Raw genomic sequence first — 16,340 nt, forward strand, 5'->3', positions numbered from 1 at the left:
TCCAAGCGCAACGCTATTGAAGGGTGCTCGGACCGCCGACGGATTTCTTGAGCACCTCGGCGTAGACTTCCAGTGGGGTTCGCCAGTCCAGTGTCTGGCGAGGCCGTGTGTTCAGTGAGTCGGCGATCTCGTCGAGCTCTTCTTGGCTGTAGACGGAGAGATCCGTGCCCTTTGGCAAATACTGCCGCAACAGACCGTTGGTGTTCTCGTTCGAAACTCGCTGCTAAGGGCTATGCGGGTCAACGAAGTAGATCGCCGTGCCGGTCTTCTGGGTGATCTCGGCATGTTTCACCATCTCTCTGCCTTGATCATCGCGTGGTGCGTTCCACCAGCGTACCGACGGCAGAGCGATTGTTGGCACCGATGATGAGATCGCCTTCCCAGTGGCCAGGCATCAAACGATCTTCGACCTCAGGCGGTCGCGCGTGGATGCTAACCAGACCGGGAATCTGGTTGCGCCGATCCGTGCCACGACTTCGTGGCCGGCGTTTGCCGTTGCCTTGTCGCAGGCAGGCGATGAGTTCCTTTTTGAGGCTGCCGCGGGGCATCACATAGAGCGCGTTGTAGATGGCCTCATGCGAGACCTGTCGACGTGAATCGTTGGGAGACATGCGCTTCAGTGTGCGGGCTATCTGTTGCGGTGACCAGTACTTGCGCAGCAGATGGACCACGACTTCAAACAACTCCCTGTCGGGGTGCAGCTTGGGACGCCGACGGGGCCGATGGCGTGTCAGGCGGGCCCGGTAGCCTGCGAGGCTGGCATCGTAGCCATTGATGGAGTGGCGAGCGATTTCTCGCGACACGGTACTCGGTGCACGGCCCAGATGATGGGCGATAGCTCGGATCGAGTGAGTCGCTCTCATCATCATGATGGCGGCTCGGTCTTCAGCAGAAAGATGGCGATAGCAGTGGTTCATGGCAACACCGTACCTGATGGGTCACGTGTTGCACTTGGTCATTGAGACCGCCCTCTCTAAGAACCATTTTATACTGACCAGCCAAGAATAGTTGGAAACCATTGCTCTCGAATTGAGAATGTTAGCTCGAAAGTGCTTCGGCTATAAATATAATATCGAGCTCACAAATGAACTGATGGTAGAGCACAATATCACACCGCACTCAATTTAATTGGTGATAATGTACTCGGTGCCGCGTTCATCAAGTCGCTTCCTAGGTTTAACTTTTAGGTTAAAAAGAATGATTTTTAGAAGGCTGAATTAAATGTAAAAATAGCATTGCTGGTTTTTTGATTCGATATCCAATAAAATCTATATCTGATAAGGCTAAATAATGTTGTTCTCGAGCAAGCTAGAGTTTGGTAATTACACACTTAGGTTTGGTGATGAAAGAGTTCTCTTAGACCTTTTTGATGAAATTGTAATGCCATCTTTTCATGAGATGCGTTATATAAGAAAGCTTAAAGGGAAAGGGGATTATTTTTTTTTAGATACAAAGTTAGTCATTTTGGATGATTCTTTAGATACACCTGTACTTGGTGTCTCTGGTAGGCTAGTAAAAAATGCTAGACTCAAAAGAGAGCAAGTTTATCGTCCCGAAGATGGCATTGTCGAAGATCGTAGTGAGTTAGAAACAGCCCCTAGTTCGACTTTCTTGTTAATACTCAATAACCATCGACTTATATTGAGTAAGGAAATGCCAGGTGCACCAACGATCCAAAACTTTCAAAGTACAAGCCAATATTGCTTGAAGAATCGTCATAGAGACTATATTAAGGAGATTTACGAGGAAGAGAAGAGTAAAAGAATTAAAAATCCAGAGCTTCAACGTGTTACAAAAAAATCTCTCTATGCTAAATTTCCTTCTCCAATTCTAAGGATTACACCACTATCAGATAAAGAGTCTCTTAAAGATTTCGTCGATCGCCTTAAGCATATCGATAAGGTTACAATAAAACTACTCTCTACAAACAAAGAAGAGATAAATAATGATGATTTTTGGTCTGACTTTGGCCGTCGCCGTGATGAAATGAATAGTAACAGTGCAAAAGTGGAGTTTACGAATACCAAACATGGACTTAATAAAGATCAAGTATATGGACAAACTAGCTCTGCCTCAGATCTAGGGAACTCAGAGATAAGTTTTAAAGGTTACGACATGCAAGGCGATACTATTCGTGGTAGTAATGAAGATTTTAACTTGATAGTTGAGTTAGACGAGCTACCTAGGAATGCAGAAGAGGCTGCACGTGTTAAATATCAGCAATTTAAGCAATTGGTTCATTCTAGTGCAATCTCAGTTCCAGAATTGGCAACTGAAGTAGTGAATAGAATCAAGGATCTCTTTTCGAGGCTTTAATTTATGTACCGCTTTAAAGAGTCAGATCTTACTAGCGAAAAATCACTTTGGGATGTGTATATACTTTCAAGAAGAATCTTGCCCGGCAAGTTCCAAGTAATTTTTGTTGCTATTATATTTTTGTTGTTATCCTTGAATGCATTTTTGCTCTCAAACGATGAAGAAATTATCTTGTCTGACTTGCGAAAATGGTCTGAGATGGGCTTTAATTTCTCTATCACAACATTAGGGTTTTTGATTGCGGGTTTTACAATATTTGCGACTCTTTCCAAGCCAAAGATGATGCTGGCGATGATGGATCACGTAAATAAGGAAACAGGGTTACCAACTCTAAAATATAATTTTTTCGCGTTTATTAAAGTTTTTATTTCGTACATATTTTTTCTTGTTTTCTACGCATTAATTTTGCTATTTGGGCAGCCGGGTGGCTTCATTGCAAATTTAAGTGAGCATGTCCCTAGTTTTGTTTGTGTCAAATATGTGACAATTAATATTGTTTACGCTATTGTTGGGAGTAGTTTTATATACCTATTGCTTCTTTTGAAGTCGTTTGTTTTTAATATATATGCAATTGTCATGAATATGCTTAGATGGGAATATTTTCAGGACTAGGTATATGACTGATATCTGTCTTATCACGTGAGCTGCGTAATATTAGGTGTCGGGGCTCGCGTGATTAATTACCCGCCTGTGAAACAGTTTGGACTGCCTTTTTTGTCAATCTTTCATGGCTGCTATCGGTGCCTAATGATGTAGCGCTTTCTGCTGGATGCAGTTATTGTAGAGCCAACAGTAATACTTAAGTGTCTGCTCCAGATCCTCCGTCGATTCGTATCATCGAGTTGCCAGTACATCGCTGATACGGCCATTTAAGCGCTCGACCATCCCGTTGGTTTGTGGGGCCGGACGGATGAGCCGATGTTTGACATGATGCTGTGCACAGGCCTTGTCGAAGAGATGGCTTCCTGTCGGCTTTCGTTCACCGCCCGGCGTGAAACGACCGGTGAAACACTTTCCATCGTCTGTCAGCACCTTCTGAACCTTGAACGGTGCCTTGTCGATAACGCGATAGAAGAACGCCTTTGCGTTCTTCGCTTACTGGCTGGAGCGCACCTCAAGATAAGACCCAGCGCGTGGCGCGGTCGATGGTTACGAACAGGTACCGTGGTTGGGCCTAATAGGGTATCTGCGGCAGGTACTTGATGTCGATGTGCAGGTAGCCTGGTTCGTAGTCCCGCAAGGCCTTGGGAGCCTGCTTGTTGACCTCTTGGACTTGGCGTGCCAGTTCAGCAAGCATTGGTACCTGCCGCCTTTTTAGCATCCGGTGCAAGGCAGCGAGGAAAAGGGACGGATGAAGAAACTCACGAGCCACCACGAGGAGATCATCTAGCCCAGGCGAAGGAACGTTCTGGCGGCGATGATCACTTCTTCCTGTTGAGGGTGTCCAGGAGGTTATGACGCGTGTGAGGACGATCATATACGTCGTCTCGATGCCGCTACCGGCGGATGGTCATATCGCTCACCCCAAAGCGCTTCGCCAATACCGTGTCCGGGATATGGCAGGAGCGGCTTAGATCTCGGCACGGATCTTGGGTGTTGTAGTGGCTTGCTTATGAAGCTTGATATCCATCTCGATACTCCTGAACGAACAGACGAAGAAGCCCTCTGGCAGCAATCAAAGGATAGCTTATTCTAGTCAATTGAACATCCGAGACCCTATAACTACAGGGCGCTGTTGAAGCGCCCAAACCAATAGACAGGGAGGTTGTACAGAATGCATGCCAGAGACGTATTTCTTACTCAGCTGATTCAGGGGCCCAAGCAGTTCCTGATTCCAATATTCCAGCGAAAGTACAGCTGGCAGGAGCCGCATTGCCAGCAGTTATTCCAGGACATCCTGCGTGCTGGAGCGTCCCAGAATGTCGAGAGTCACTTCACAGGCTCTTTGGTCTTGATACCCAACCATCAGACCATGGCGAGTATCCCCCAGTGGCAGGTGATTGACGGCCAGCAGCGCCTCACCACAGTTACCCTCCTCATGGCGGCCTTGGCTAGGCGTGCCGCTGAGCTGGGTGTCGAGCTGGTTGGGATGACGCCCCTCAAGGCAATCTACGGCTACTTTCTTACCAATGAGTACGGTCAAGGTGAAGCTGCCTACAAGTTGCTGCTGACAAAGGGGGATAGCGAGGCGCTTTGTGCGGTGATCGATGGGAAGTCCCCTAAGAGTACAAACAGCAAGAATGTTGCAGAAAACTTTCAGTTTTTCTGTGAGTGGCTGGTTGATGTCGAAACGATCGAAAAGGTTTTCCAGGGATTTCAGAAGCTCAAGGTAGTAGAGGTTGTGCTTCAGCAGAGTCAAGATGACCCGCAGGCAATTTTCGAGAGTTTGAACTCCACAGGTGTGGATCTGTGCCAGGCAGATTTGATCCGCAACTATGTTTTGATGCGTCAGCAGTATGAAACGCAGACCAAGCTGTATCTCGAATACTGGTACCCAATGGAACAGCTTTTTGGAAGCGAGGGAAGCTACCGCTTCGACCGCTTCATGCAGGACTTCCTAACGCTGGAAACTGGAAGCAGCACCTTGCTTCGATCCCAGGATGTCTACAGCACTTTCAAGGTGTGGTTTGCCGATCAGCTTGAACACCAAGATGTAGAGGTGGCGTTGAAGCGCCTACTGAAACTGGCGCGTGCCCACGCTGCCTTCATGTTTGGGGCTGAGCAAGACAAGTCGCTGCTGGAAGCCTTCAAACGTCTGCGTTCGTTGGCTGAGGTTGTGTCACCCGCCATCATGCGTTTGTACGATGCATATTCCCCAGAAGACGGAGAAGGATCGTTAAAGAAAGAAGATTTTCTCCAGGCCGTTGCCTACCTAGAAAGCTACCTTCTTAGGCGCCAGGTGTGTGGAATGCAGACCCGGTCTCTGGGTAATATCTTCGCCAACTTGGCGCAGCATATTGAGATGGGTAAACCCTTTGAGACTCTCAAGGTGGCACTGGCCAGGTTTAAGAGGAATAGTCGCTTCCCGTCAGATTCAGAGTTCGAGCATGCCTTGAAGAACCATGAGCTGTACGGGCTTCGCATACTAAAGTTTCTGCTATCTAATATCGAGAACAGGGGAAGCAAGGAAAGGATCGATACAAGCAGCTTCTCGATTGAGCATATCATGCCCCAGAATGAAAAGCTTCGTGTTGAGTGGCAGAAGATGCTGGGCGATAGCTGGGTGGAGATTCAGCAGCAGTGGGTTCACCGGCTCGGAAACCTGACCCTTACCGGATACAACCCTGAGTACAGCGACAGGAGCTTCGAAGATAAAAAATCTATTGAAAATGGTTTCAATGACAGTCCGCTTCGTCTCAATCGCTATGTGAAGAAAGAGGACGCATGGACCGAAGTACAGATACAGAAGCGAGGTGAGAAGCTCGCTGAAAAAGCGATCAAGATATGGACTGCGCTGGATATCGATAGCAAGCTGGTTGCCGAGTACGAGTTAAGGGACCGTCAGACACGCTCAAGCCAGTATGACATTGAGGGCGTTCTCGGGAAGCGTAATGTGAAGCTGTATGACTCCTTGCAGGAGGCGGTGTTGGCCATGGGAGACGATATCACGCCCATTGTCAGCAAGAAGAATGTGACGTTTTACACTCTCAGCGGCTTTCTTCAGGTCGTTCCCCGGTCTGGATATCTGGGGATGATCATGGCTGTCGAACATGACGAGCTGGATCCAGAGCTTGCTCAAGAAGTCGACCCGACACATCAGTGGAGCTATATCCGTCATGGCAACTTGACCGGCGTCTATAGGGGGGTGGTCAACGAGGATCATATCAAGGAAGTGTTACCGATCATCCGGCAGGCCTACGAACAGGCTCTGTCTTGAGAAAACGGTACAGGGATACAAGGGTAATATATGCTCCCAGCCACGCAAGCCTAGGAAGCCCACAAGCAGGTGCTGCACTATATGCAGGCCACCTCCGCCTGCGCGATCACGCCACGGAAGAGGCCTTGGACGCCTTTTTCAACGCCCCCTAAAACGGCCTGTTCAAGGGACCCTGGGTACAGATCCGCGGTCCCTTCCGGTTGGGTTCGAGGATACTTCGGGCATGTTCGATATCGAGATTCCCTATGTGCCGTTCCGCCACTAGGCGACGAGTTGGCGCCGCCTGACCATACGCGGTGGCAACCAGTCTCAGCACACGTTGGTGACGACCGTCACGGGCTTAGGCAAGACGGAGTGATTCCTTTAACCGGTGCTGGATCACTGCCAGCGGATGCACCAAGCCGGTAAGCGCAATGGCATCGAGGCGATCATTCTCTATCCGATGAACGCCTTGGCGGCGGAACAGACGGGGCGCTTTGCCGAGGAGATCCTCAAGTCGCCGTTGCTCAGCAACATGGTGGCCTAGAGGCCTAGAGGCCCAGGGCACATGGGCCAGATGATCTCCTTTTCCAGCAAGGAGGAGGGTGCAGAACCAGATATCTCTCTCGAGGTCACGCTCGAGCCCGTGAAGGATGGAAGTGGCGGTTGGATCTACAAGGCGATCGCCAACCACGAGGCCATGCAGGGAGATCCGCCAGACATTCTGCTGACCAACTACAAGATTCTCGACTACCTGTTGCTGGAGACCGAGGACGTCAGCATCTGGCGCCACAACCAGGCTAACCCTAGCCTGCTGCGCTATCTGGTGCTCTACGAGCTGTATACCCACGATGGCACCCAGGATGCCGACGTGGCCTGCTTGCTTCGGCGTTTGAAGGTACGTTTCTCGATTTCCCGCGGCCAGCTCTGCATGGTGGGGACCAGTGCAGAGCTGGCGGGGGGCGATGACGAGAGCAACCTTGGCCGATGCTCAAGCCCTGCCACTTCGCCAGTACGCTATTCGGGGAGAGCATTACCGACGAAGCGGTGATTCAGGTGAAGTGGACCCCATCCTTTGGACCACCTGACAGATCGTCTAAGCTCGGATCGGATCATCATCGGCGTCAGGCCGCCAGGGTCAGCGATTGAGAGAAGTACACTTCATCGGGTGTGGTATCGTCCAGTCCTTGGTGGGGCCGCCCCTTGTTGTACCAAGCGAAGTAACGCTTTAGATCTCTTCGCAAGTGGATGCCACTCTCGAAAGCCTTCAATTAAACACACTCGTACCTTACGCTGCGCCAGAGTCGTTCTACGAAAATGTTGTCCTGGTACCCCCCTTGCCGTCCATGCTGATCCGGACATCATGGGCTTCCAGAACTTCGGTGAACGCTTGGCTGGTAAACTGACAGCCTTGATCTGTATTGAATATCTCGGGCTTTCCATAGCACGCCAGGGCTTCGTCCAAAGCATCGATACAGAAGTCCGTATCCAGGGGGTTGGAGACCCGCCAGGCCAACACGCGACGGCTGTGCCAGTCCATGATGGCCATCAGGTACATGAACCCGCGTGCCAAGGGAGTGTAGGTGATATCGGTCGCCCACACTTGATTGGGACGGTCGATGACCCGCCCCCTGCAGTAAGTCAGGATAGATCCGATGCCCCACGCCCGGCCGGCTGGTGCATGGCTTCGGATAAATAGCCTGTAGGCCCATCTCGCGCATTAATCGCTGAACGCGCTTGCGGTTCACCGCGTATTCCAGGCGATTGAGATAGGCTGACATAGGTCGTGAGCCATAGACCGGTGTACGCAGGTGCTCCGCGTCGATCAGGCGCATTACCTCCAAGGTCCTAGGCCCGTAATGTCTTGCGCTGATAGTGCATCGAGGAGCGACTGATACCGAGTAGCTGGCACTGAGGCCAGAGGCGGATGTCGGGCGTCTACGGCACGACCAGTGCCAGGCGCTGGGCGCGGCTCAACGACCGAGCCCACGTGACAAAAAAATCCCGTTCTACCGTCAGCTTGCCGATCTCACGTTAGAGCGTATCGATTTCCTCCTGAGTCTTCTGGGCGGCTTTACCAGGACTCTTGCTCTCGAAGACGCCGGTGGCGTAGTCCAGCAGTTCGCGTTTCTATTGACTCACTATGGTTGGGTGGATCTCGAAGCGGGCCGCGATCTTCGATGTGGTCTGTTCCCCCCTTGAGGGCGCGAGGGCTACCTTGGCTTTGAACTCACTGTTGTACTGTCGACGTTTCCTGCTCATGATCAAGCTCTCCGGTCTGATCAGAGCTTAGCGCCTGGTCCGAATTCCGGGGTCCACTTCAATCATAATCCCCTAGTCTGATCCTCAAGGTTTCAGCCTATTCAGTACCTCAGTCTTATTTTTCTTCCCCAGCCATCCCCCCATACTTCCCTTTGAAATACAGCAGCGGCCGCGCGGCCGTAGCAACATCCAGATTCAGTCCCTTCACTTCTCCGATCACGATCAGGTGATCGCCTGCGGGGTGCTCAGCGTGAATCTTGCAGTCGAGCCAGTGCAGGCTGTCATTGATGACCGGGTTGCCGAGAGGGGAGAGCTTCCAGTCGATGCCTTGCCATTTGTCTGCGCCGCGCATGGCGAACTGGGTGGAGACATGGCTCTGCTCGCTGGAGAGGATGTTGACGGCGAAGCGCTCAGCCTGGCGGATCTTCGGGTAGCTGAACGAGCTGGCCTTGACGCTGAAGGAGACCAGCGGCGGGTTCATCGAGACGCTGTAGAACGACTGGCAGGTGAAGCCGATCGGTTCGTCGTCGACCTGGGTAGTGATGATGGTGATGCCGGAGGCGAAGTGGCCGAGGGCTTCACGGAAACTGGCGGGGTCGATGGTGGGGGCTGGGTTAGTGTTGGAGAGCGACATGGCAAATCCTGGGAGATTGGGGAGGTGGTAATGATCAGCCGTGGGGGAAGGGCTGCAGCGATAGCGCGGGTCTGGGCGCTTGAGTGACAAGGGTAAGAATGATGAAAAAATGGCCGTCGTGAATTCTTCACGATGGCCATTTTTGTTTGCGGCGGTGTCAGCCGCAGCTGTTTCCACTCTTGAGCACTATCGTTGGGCCAACTCGGTTCGGAACTAGCTGGACGCTATCTGTCAGTGCTGTGTCCTGGCCAGCTCGGTGTCTCGACCCAGCTATCAGCGCTGTGCTTCGAGTTCCTTGCGCACGATGGCGGCGCCGGCGCTGAGTGCCTGCAGCTTGCCGCGGGCGACTTCACGGGAGAGCGGGGCCATGCCGCAGTTGGTGCAGGGATAGAGCTTGTCGGCATCCACGAACTGCAGCGCCTTGCGCAGGGTCTCGGCGACTTCTTCCGGCGTCTCGATGGTGTTGTTGGCGACGTCGATGGCGCCGACCATGACCTTCTTGCCACGGATCAGCTCGATCAGCTCCATCGGCACGTGGGAGTTGTGGCATTCCAGCGAGACGATATCGATGTTGGATTGCTGAAGCTTGGGGAAGGCTTCTTCGTACTGACGCCACTCGGAGCCCAGAGTGTTCTTCCAGTCGGTGTTGGCCTTGATGCCGTAGCCGTAACAGATGTGGATGGCGGTCTCGCACTTGAGGCCCTCGATCGCACGCTCCAGCGTGGCGATGCCCCATTCATTCACTTCATCGAAGAACACGTTGAAGGCCGGTTCATCGAACTGGATGATGTCGACGCCTGCCGCTTCGAGCTCCTTGGCTTCCTCGTTGAGGATCTTGGCGAATTCCCACGCCAGCTTCTCGCGGCTCTTGTAATGGCCATCGAAGAGGGTGTCGACCATGGTCATCGGCCCCGGCAGTGCCCACTTGATCGGTTGATCGGTCTGCGAGCGCAGGAACTTGGCATCTTCGACGAACACCGGCTTCTGGCGGGAGACCGGACCGACCACGGACGGCACGCTGGCTTCGTAGCGATCACGGATCTTGACAGTTTCGCGCTTCTCGAAATCCACGCCATTCAGGTGTTCGATGAAGGTGGTGACGAAGTGCTGACGCGATTGCTCGCCATCGCTGACGATATCGATCCCGGCGTGTTGCTGCTCCTGTAGGGAGACGCGTAGGGCATCCTGCTTACCCGCGATCAGTGCCTCACCTTCGAGTTTCCAGGGGGACCAGAGGACCTCCGGTTCGGCGAGCCAGGACGGTTTCGGCAGGCTGCCAGCGGTGGAGGTCGGGAGTAATCTCGTCATGATGAATAACCTTGTCCTTGGAATGGTTCAGATAGCGAATGTCGTTCGTCGATCAGCGCGCGCTGTTTGCGGATCAGTGAGCTGACCAATGAGGGATTTATTGGTTGGCGGACCAGTTGGCGGACCACTGCTCGAGCAGGCTCTGGTAGGGCTTGATGAAGCTCTCTTCCACGAACTTGCCCTGCTCGATGGCGAGCTGGCTGCGCTCTTCGCGGTCGTACACGATGCGCGTCAGTGAATGGTCCTGCTGCTTCAGGCTCGCCTGATAGGATTTTCCGGCCACGGAATTGGCGTTGTAGACCTCGGGACGATAGATCTTCTGGAAGGTGTCCATGGTGCTGATGGTGCTGATCAGCTCCAGATTGCTGTAATCGTTGAGCAGGTCGCCGGTGTGGTAGAAGGCCAGCGGCGCGACGCTGCCCGGCGGCATGAAGTAGCGCACCTTCAGGCCCATCTTGCTGAAGTAGGCATCGGTCAGGGAATCGTCGTCCTGGCGATATTCCACCCCGAGGATCGGGTGCACATTCTCGGTCTGCTGGTAGGTCTTGGTGGTCGAGACGCTGATGCAGATGATCGGCGGCTTCTTGAAGCATTCCTTGTAGGCAGCAGAACCCACGAAGGCCTGGAACAGATTGCCGTGCAGCTCGCCGAATTGCTCCGGCACGCTGAAGGAGTCCTTGCCCTTGTTGTGCTCCAGCAGGCGCACGCTGAAGTCATAATCGCGCACGTAGGACGAGAAGTTGTTGCCGGTCACGCCGTCAATGCGCTGATTCGTCTGGTGATCGACGATGGTGGTCTGCAGGATCTCGATGATCGGAAGGGCGTTGTCGGAACGCGCGGCATCGAGATTCAGCTCGACGGAAATGATGTCCAGCTCGACAGAGTAACGGTCGCCCTTGGGGTTGTCCCAGTTGGCCAGCGCATTGAATCGGTTGTTGATCATGTTCAGCGTGCTGCGCAGGTTCTGCTGACGGCTCTCACCACGCGCCAGGTTGGCGAAGTTAGTGGTCAGGCGGGTGTTTTCCGCCGGAACGTAGTTCTCGTCGAAGCGCAGACTGTTGATGCTGAAACCGAATTCGTTGCTCATGGCGTTCACCCTGATCCTGAGAGAGAAATTCACTGTGTCGTCGACATCTTCCCGTGATCTTTCAGGCGTCTCGTGAGCAAGTTGCTCTCTGTGAGAACGCATCCATGCCGGGAGAGGCACGCTGCTCGCCATCACGTTCCGTGTGCTGGCTGTGAAGTGCAGCGTCATGGGAAGTCTTCATCAACGATCTGATGCAGGTGAGTATCTAGTGCCTGGCTCCATGAGACAAACTGGATTTTTTAATGTTCAAGTTGAGTGAAATTCATGATGAGGGAGGGCGTCATTTCGGGCGCTGTGAAGGCCGGCGAATCGAGCGGGGGTAGGCGGGCTCAGCAAGTGCGCAATGTGAGCCGTAGAGACGTTGACGTGAGGAGTGGGAAAGAGGGGTAAGAGGGGTAAGAATAGAAACACACACGCAGGCCCGAACTTCCGCTCGGGCCTGCGTGTGTGGCAGGCACCTGACGCTTCAGAGCACGACATCCTCATGCACTCTTCACGTTCTCCATACTCGGCCATGAAGATGCAGCTGGCTCATGAGGCGAGTGGCTGATGATTGGGCGCCACCAGGCCGTGGCGGCGCATGCGGCGGTAGATGGTGGGGCGTGAGACGCCGAGTTGGCGGGCGACCTGGCTGACGTTCCAATCCGTGTGGCGTAACAGCTCGAGCAGATCGCTGGCGTCCGCATCAGCCCCTGCAGACGCGGGCGCTGGAGAGGCCGGGTTCGGGGAAGCACCGGAGGCAAAGGCGGTGGCAGCGGCAAGCGAGCTGGCAGCCCCGCGGGCGCTGACGGTGTGGGTCTGGCAGACCTCTGGCAGATCATGCAGGGTGATTTCATCGCCTTCCGCGGTGGCCATCGCGAAGGCAATCGCATTGCGCAGTTGGCGGATATTGCCCGGCCAGTGATGACTCAGCAGCGCACTGATGGCATCGGCGCGCAGGTGGAGTGACTGGTCGCGTTCGGCTTGCAGCTCCGCATGCAGCTTGCGAATGAGGTAGTGGCGGTCGGCGCGCTCACGCAGCGCAGGTAGCAGGAGTTCGGCGCCGTTAAGTCGGTAGTAGAGGTCTTCGCGGAATTGCCCGCTGGCGATCAGTTCCGTGACATCACGATGCGTGGCGGTGATGACGCGAATATCCACCTTGATGGGCGTCTCGGCCCCCAGTGGCGACACCTCTCGTTCGGCGAGCACGCGCAGCAGGCGTGACTGGAGCGACAGCGGCATGTCGCCGATCTCATCCAGAAACAGCGTGCCGCCGTCGGCCTGTTGGATCAGGCCACGCATGCCCTTGGGCCTTCCTCCCGTGAAGGCGCCCGGCAGATAGCCGAAGAGTTCACTTTCAATCAGCGATTCCGGGATGGCGGCGCAGTTCACCGCCACGAAGGGCGCCTTGGCGCGCGACCCGCTGTCATGCAGCGCTCGCGCCAACACTTCCTTGCCGGTACCCGTCTCGCCACGAATCAGGATGCTCACGCTCTCATGGCGCATGCGGCGCGCCAGCTTGAGCAGCCGGTGCATGGATGGGTCATCTCCCGCGAGCTGGTCCAGCTCGGGCACCGGGTCATCCTGCTGACTGACAGTGGGTTGGGCTCGCACCGGATAGCCGCGTGGCTCGATCAGCGTCACGAAGACGATGGCGTCATCCGCCCGCAGACGGAAGGCGCGAATCTGATCCCGGCTGGCGTGCGGAATGCTCAATAGCTCATTGAGCTCCCCATCGAACAGCTGCGTGACAGCGGGCAGAGTGGAGACCGTCCACGGTGGCCAGCGCTCCAGATGCGCATCGATCAGGCGTCGGCCTTCGTGGTTCGCGGCGATCACCTTGCCATCTTCCTGAATGGCAAACAGGCCACGACCATTCAGGTGCACGAATTCCCGCGCTGTGTCGAAGCGCAGGATCAGGCAATCCCGATAGCGATGCAGGAAGTAGGCGTCCTCGATCATGCGGGCATGCAGGGTGACCAGGGAAAGTGCAAAGGTCTGGCTCTCCTGCGGGCGGGGTGATTTCAGCGCCGAGATGTCGAGGGCGGCGATCACTCGGCCCTGGGGGTCGGTGATGGGGGCCGCGGTGCAGGTCAGGTCGATGTGGGTGGCATCGAAGTGCTCACGCTGGTGGCAGGTGACGGCTGCGCCATCGTGCAGACAGGTGCCCGCCGCCGAGGTGCCGGCATAGCGCTCGTTCCAGTCCGACCCAAGATAGAGGCCCGCGCGCCGCAGCTCACTCAATTGATCACGCTGACCACGAAAATCCACCGCGATACCGCGTTGATCGGTGAGGATCAGCGCATAGCCATGTTGTGCGATCTGACTATAGAGCCGCTCCACCCCGGCACGTGCCACATGCAGCAGCTCATCCGCCGATTCCTGATGATCGCGCAGCGCCTGCTGGGTCAGAACGCGGACGGGGCGAGGCTGGCTGGGGTCGAGTTGGTATTCCTCCAGACAGCGCTGCCAGGAGCAACGGATGACGTCGCGCTGCGTCTCGGGGAAGACGTCGCGTCCTTCGCCCAGTTGCATCAGGGTCTGGATATGCTGCCGCTTGTCGGGCTGCATCGTTTCGAGTTGGCGGATCATGGCTGCCTCGGCGCTGGCCGTCTCGGGACGGCTCTTTTGATAGTGGCTATGGCTCTTGTGCAAGTGGCTATGGCTCTTGTGAAAGTGGCGGTGGCAATCTCGGTTGTCACAACAGCGGCCATAGCAAAAGCGGCGTGTGCTCCTTCAAGCGTATGCGGTGTGGCGGGAGCGTCAATCACCCTGTCCTGCACCCTTGGTCGGGGCGTTACAGGTGTAACGCCCCGTGTCAGGCGTACGGCGTACAGTTGTCACAAGGAAGGTGGAGAGCCAGGCGAGGCGAGGAGGGTGGTGATTCGGTAGTGGCGAATTTTGTCATTTACGACAAGTGCTTACGAGCTTTGTCAGGCGTGAATGACGAAGCTGGCATGCTTGATGCCTTGGATGGAAGGCGTGACTACAACATCCAACAACACGCGGAGAGACGCCATGACCGCACGCACGCCAACTCAGATCGCTCAGCAATGGCTCGATGATTTCGAGTCCTCCCTGACTCAGCGCGATATCGCCCGGGTTCTCTCGTTGTTTGGCGAGGAATGCTACTGGCGCGATTTGATCGCCTTCACCTGGAATCTCAAGACGTCGGAGGGCAAGGATGAGATCCAGTCGATGCTCGCGGCGACCCTCGAGCATGTCGCTCCCTCTCACTGGCAGCTGGATGGTGAGGCCAGTGAGGCTGGCGGCATCGTCGAAGCCTGGTTCACCTTCGAGACCGCCGATGCACGCGGCAAGGGCTTGTTGCGCCTGAAGGAAGGGCGCTGCTGGACGCTGTTGACCGCCATGCGCGAACTCAAGGAATTCCCTGAGCCGCTGGGCATGCAACGCCCCAAGGGCGCCGAGCATGGTGCCAACAAGCAGCGTGAGACCTGGCTTGAGTCGCGTCAGCGTGAAGAGGCCGAGCTGGGCTACGAGCGCCAGCCGTATTGCGTGATCATCGGTGGCGGTCAGGGCGGTATCGGGCTGGCCGCGCGGCTCAGACAGATGGATGTGCCGACCATCGTGATCGACAAGAATCCGCGCGCGGGCGATGCCTGGCGCAATCGCTACAAGTCCCTGTGTCTGCATGATCCGGTGTGGTACGACCACATGCCTTACATCCCCTTCCCGGCAAACTGGCCGGTGTTCGCGCCCAAGGACAAGGTCGCGGACTGGCTGGAGATGTATACCAAGATCATGGAGCTCAATTATTGGAACTCCACGGCCTGCGAGAGTGCGCACTTTGATGAGGCGAGCGGCGAGTGGGTGGTCGAGGTGGTACGCGACGGCAAGCCCGTGACCTTGCGTCCCAAGCAGCTGGTACTGGCCACGGGCATGTCGGGCATGCCCAATGTGCCGCACTTCCCCGGGGCCGAGACCTTCGAAGGCGAGCAGCAGCACTCCAGTCAGCACCCGGGGCCGGATGCCTATCGTGGCAAGAAGGTGGTCGTGGTGGGCGCCAACAATTCCGCTCACGATATCTGTGCTGCGCTGTGGGAGCACGACGCGGATGTGACCATGCTGCAGCGCTCCTCCACGCATGTGGTGAAGTCCAACTCGCTGATGGAAGAGGCGCTGGGGCCGCTCTATTCCGAGCAGGCGGTGCAAAACGGCATCGATCACCACAAGGCGGACCTGATCTTTGCCTCGATCCCCTACCGGATACTGCCTGACTTCCAGCGCCCGATCTTCGCGGCGATCCGCAAGCGCGACGCCGACTACTACCGCCGGTTGGAGGCGGCAGGCTTCCTGCTCGATTTCGGCGATGACGACTCTGGCCTGTTCCTGAAATATCTGCGCCGCGGCTCCGGTTACTACATCGATGTGGGCGCCTGTGATCTGGTCGCCAATGGTGACATCAAGTTGCGCAGTGGCGTTGGCATCGAGCGCATCAATCCGCGATCGGTCACTCTGACCGATGGCTCGGAATTGCCCGCTGATCTGATCGTCTATGCCACCGGCTACGGCTCGATGAATGGCTGGGCGGCACGAATCATCTCGCAGGACGTCGCCGACAAGGTCGGCAAATGCTGGGGCATGGGCTCCGATACGCTCAAGGACCCCGGGCCCTGGGAGGGCGAGCTGCGCAACATGTGGAAGCCGACCCAGCAGCAGGCGTTATGGTTCCACGGCGGCAACCTGCACCAGTCCCGCCACTATTCCCAGTATCTGGCGCTGCAGCTCAAGGCGCGGCTCGAGGGTATCCCGACGCCGGTCTACGGCCTTCAGGAAGTCCACCACCTGAGCTGAGGCCAGTGGCGCTGGACCGTGTGCCAGCGTCATGGCAGCAGCGCAGCATTTGCAGATTTCAGTGAGAGATTCAGGAGACGACT

10 protein-coding genes and 3 pseudogenes are annotated in these 16,340 nt (G+C 55.5%); 6 read left to right on the forward strand and 7 right to left on the reverse strand.

Annotated features, from left to right (window positions below; genetic code table 11):
- Window positions 1–13: 13 nt before the first annotated feature.
- Window positions 14–917 (reverse strand): annotated as a pseudogene (locus tag LCW13_RS06605) (IS30 family transposase).
- A 373-nt stretch (window positions 918–1,290) separates the two neighbouring features.
- On the opposite strand from LCW13_RS06605, the gene LCW13_RS06610 reads away from it, so the two are divergent.
- Window positions 1,291–2,316 (forward strand): hypothetical protein, encoded by a 1,026-nt coding sequence (locus LCW13_RS06610; protein WP_225347865.1) that lies wholly within the window; start codon window positions 1,291–1,293, stop codon window positions 2,314–2,316.
- Between the two features lie 3 nt (window positions 2,317–2,319).
- Window positions 2,320–2,928 carry a hypothetical protein gene (locus LCW13_RS06615; protein WP_225347866.1) on the forward strand — a complete coding sequence of 203 codons (609 nt, stop codon included), beginning with the start codon at window positions 2,320–2,322 and terminating at the stop codon, window positions 2,926–2,928.
- A gap of 42 nt (window positions 2,929–2,970) precedes the next feature.
- Here the strand turns inward: LCW13_RS06615 and LCW13_RS06620 are convergent.
- Window positions 2,971–3,946, reverse strand: a pseudogene (locus LCW13_RS06620) (DDE-type integrase/transposase/recombinase).
- Between the two features lie 144 nt (window positions 3,947–4,090).
- On the opposite strand from LCW13_RS06620, the gene LCW13_RS06625 reads away from it, so the two are divergent.
- The 3 genes from LCW13_RS06625 to LCW13_RS06630 all read left to right on the forward strand — a co-directional run bounded on the left by LCW13_RS06625 (window position 4,091) and on the right by LCW13_RS06630 (window position 7,223).
- Window positions 4,091–6,193, forward strand: a complete 2,103-nt coding sequence (locus LCW13_RS06625; RefSeq protein WP_225347867.1) for a DUF262 and DUF1524 domain-containing protein — start codon at window positions 4,091–4,093, stop codon at window positions 6,191–6,193.
- Window positions 6,194–6,584: 391 nt separating this feature from the next.
- Complete coding sequence (locus LCW13_RS17430) at window positions 6,585–6,719, forward strand: hypothetical protein (protein ID WP_263643037.1); 135 nt, start codon at window positions 6,585–6,587, stop codon at window positions 6,717–6,719.
- A 21-nt stretch (window positions 6,720–6,740) separates the two neighbouring features.
- Entirely contained in the window at window positions 6,741–7,223 is a 483-nt protein-coding gene (locus tag LCW13_RS06630; RefSeq protein WP_225347868.1) for a DEAD/DEAH box helicase family protein, read from the forward strand.
- Window positions 7,224–7,296: 73 nt separating this feature from the next.
- On the opposite strand, the pseudogene LCW13_RS06635 reads toward LCW13_RS06630, so the two are convergent.
- The 5 genes and pseudogenes from LCW13_RS06635 to LCW13_RS06655 all read right to left on the reverse strand — a co-directional run bounded on the left by LCW13_RS06635 (window position 7,297) and on the right by LCW13_RS06655 (window position 13,977).
- A pseudogene (locus LCW13_RS06635) lies at window positions 7,297–8,434 on the reverse strand (IS3 family transposase).
- 115 nt (window positions 8,435–8,549) lie between these two features.
- The gene (locus LCW13_RS06640; RefSeq protein WP_225347869.1) at window positions 8,550–9,068 is read right to left on the reverse strand and encodes a flavin reductase family protein; all 519 of its coding nucleotides are present in this window, start codon (window positions 9,066–9,068) and stop codon (window positions 8,550–8,552) included.
- Between the two features lie 273 nt (window positions 9,069–9,341).
- Window positions 9,342–10,376, reverse strand: a complete 1,035-nt coding sequence (locus LCW13_RS06645; RefSeq protein ID WP_054555785.1) for a methionine synthase — start codon at window positions 10,374–10,376, stop codon at window positions 9,342–9,344.
- Between the two features lie 97 nt (window positions 10,377–10,473).
- Window positions 10,474–11,463 carry a DUF1852 domain-containing protein gene (locus LCW13_RS06650; protein ID WP_191236798.1) on the reverse strand — a complete coding sequence of 330 codons (990 nt, stop codon included), beginning with the start codon at window positions 11,461–11,463 and terminating at the stop codon, window positions 10,474–10,476.
- Between the two features lie 531 nt (window positions 11,464–11,994).
- Window positions 11,995–13,977 carry a sigma-54-dependent Fis family transcriptional regulator gene (locus LCW13_RS06655; RefSeq protein WP_225348120.1) on the reverse strand — a complete coding sequence of 661 codons (1,983 nt, stop codon included), beginning with the start codon at window positions 13,975–13,977 and terminating at the stop codon, window positions 11,995–11,997.
- Window positions 13,978–14,460: 483 nt separating this feature from the next.
- Here LCW13_RS06655 and LCW13_RS06660 point away from each other — a divergent pair, with 483 nt between their 5' ends.
- Window positions 14,461–16,257 carry an NAD(P)/FAD-dependent oxidoreductase gene (locus LCW13_RS06660; protein ID WP_225347870.1) on the forward strand — a complete coding sequence of 599 codons (1,797 nt, stop codon included), beginning with the start codon at window positions 14,461–14,463 and terminating at the stop codon, window positions 16,255–16,257.
- The last annotated feature ends 83 nt before the right edge of the window (window positions 16,258–16,340 follow it).

The organism is Cobetia amphilecti (assembly GCF_020217465.1).
Taxonomy (GTDB): Bacteria; Pseudomonadota; Gammaproteobacteria; order Pseudomonadales; family Halomonadaceae; genus Cobetia; species Cobetia amphilecti.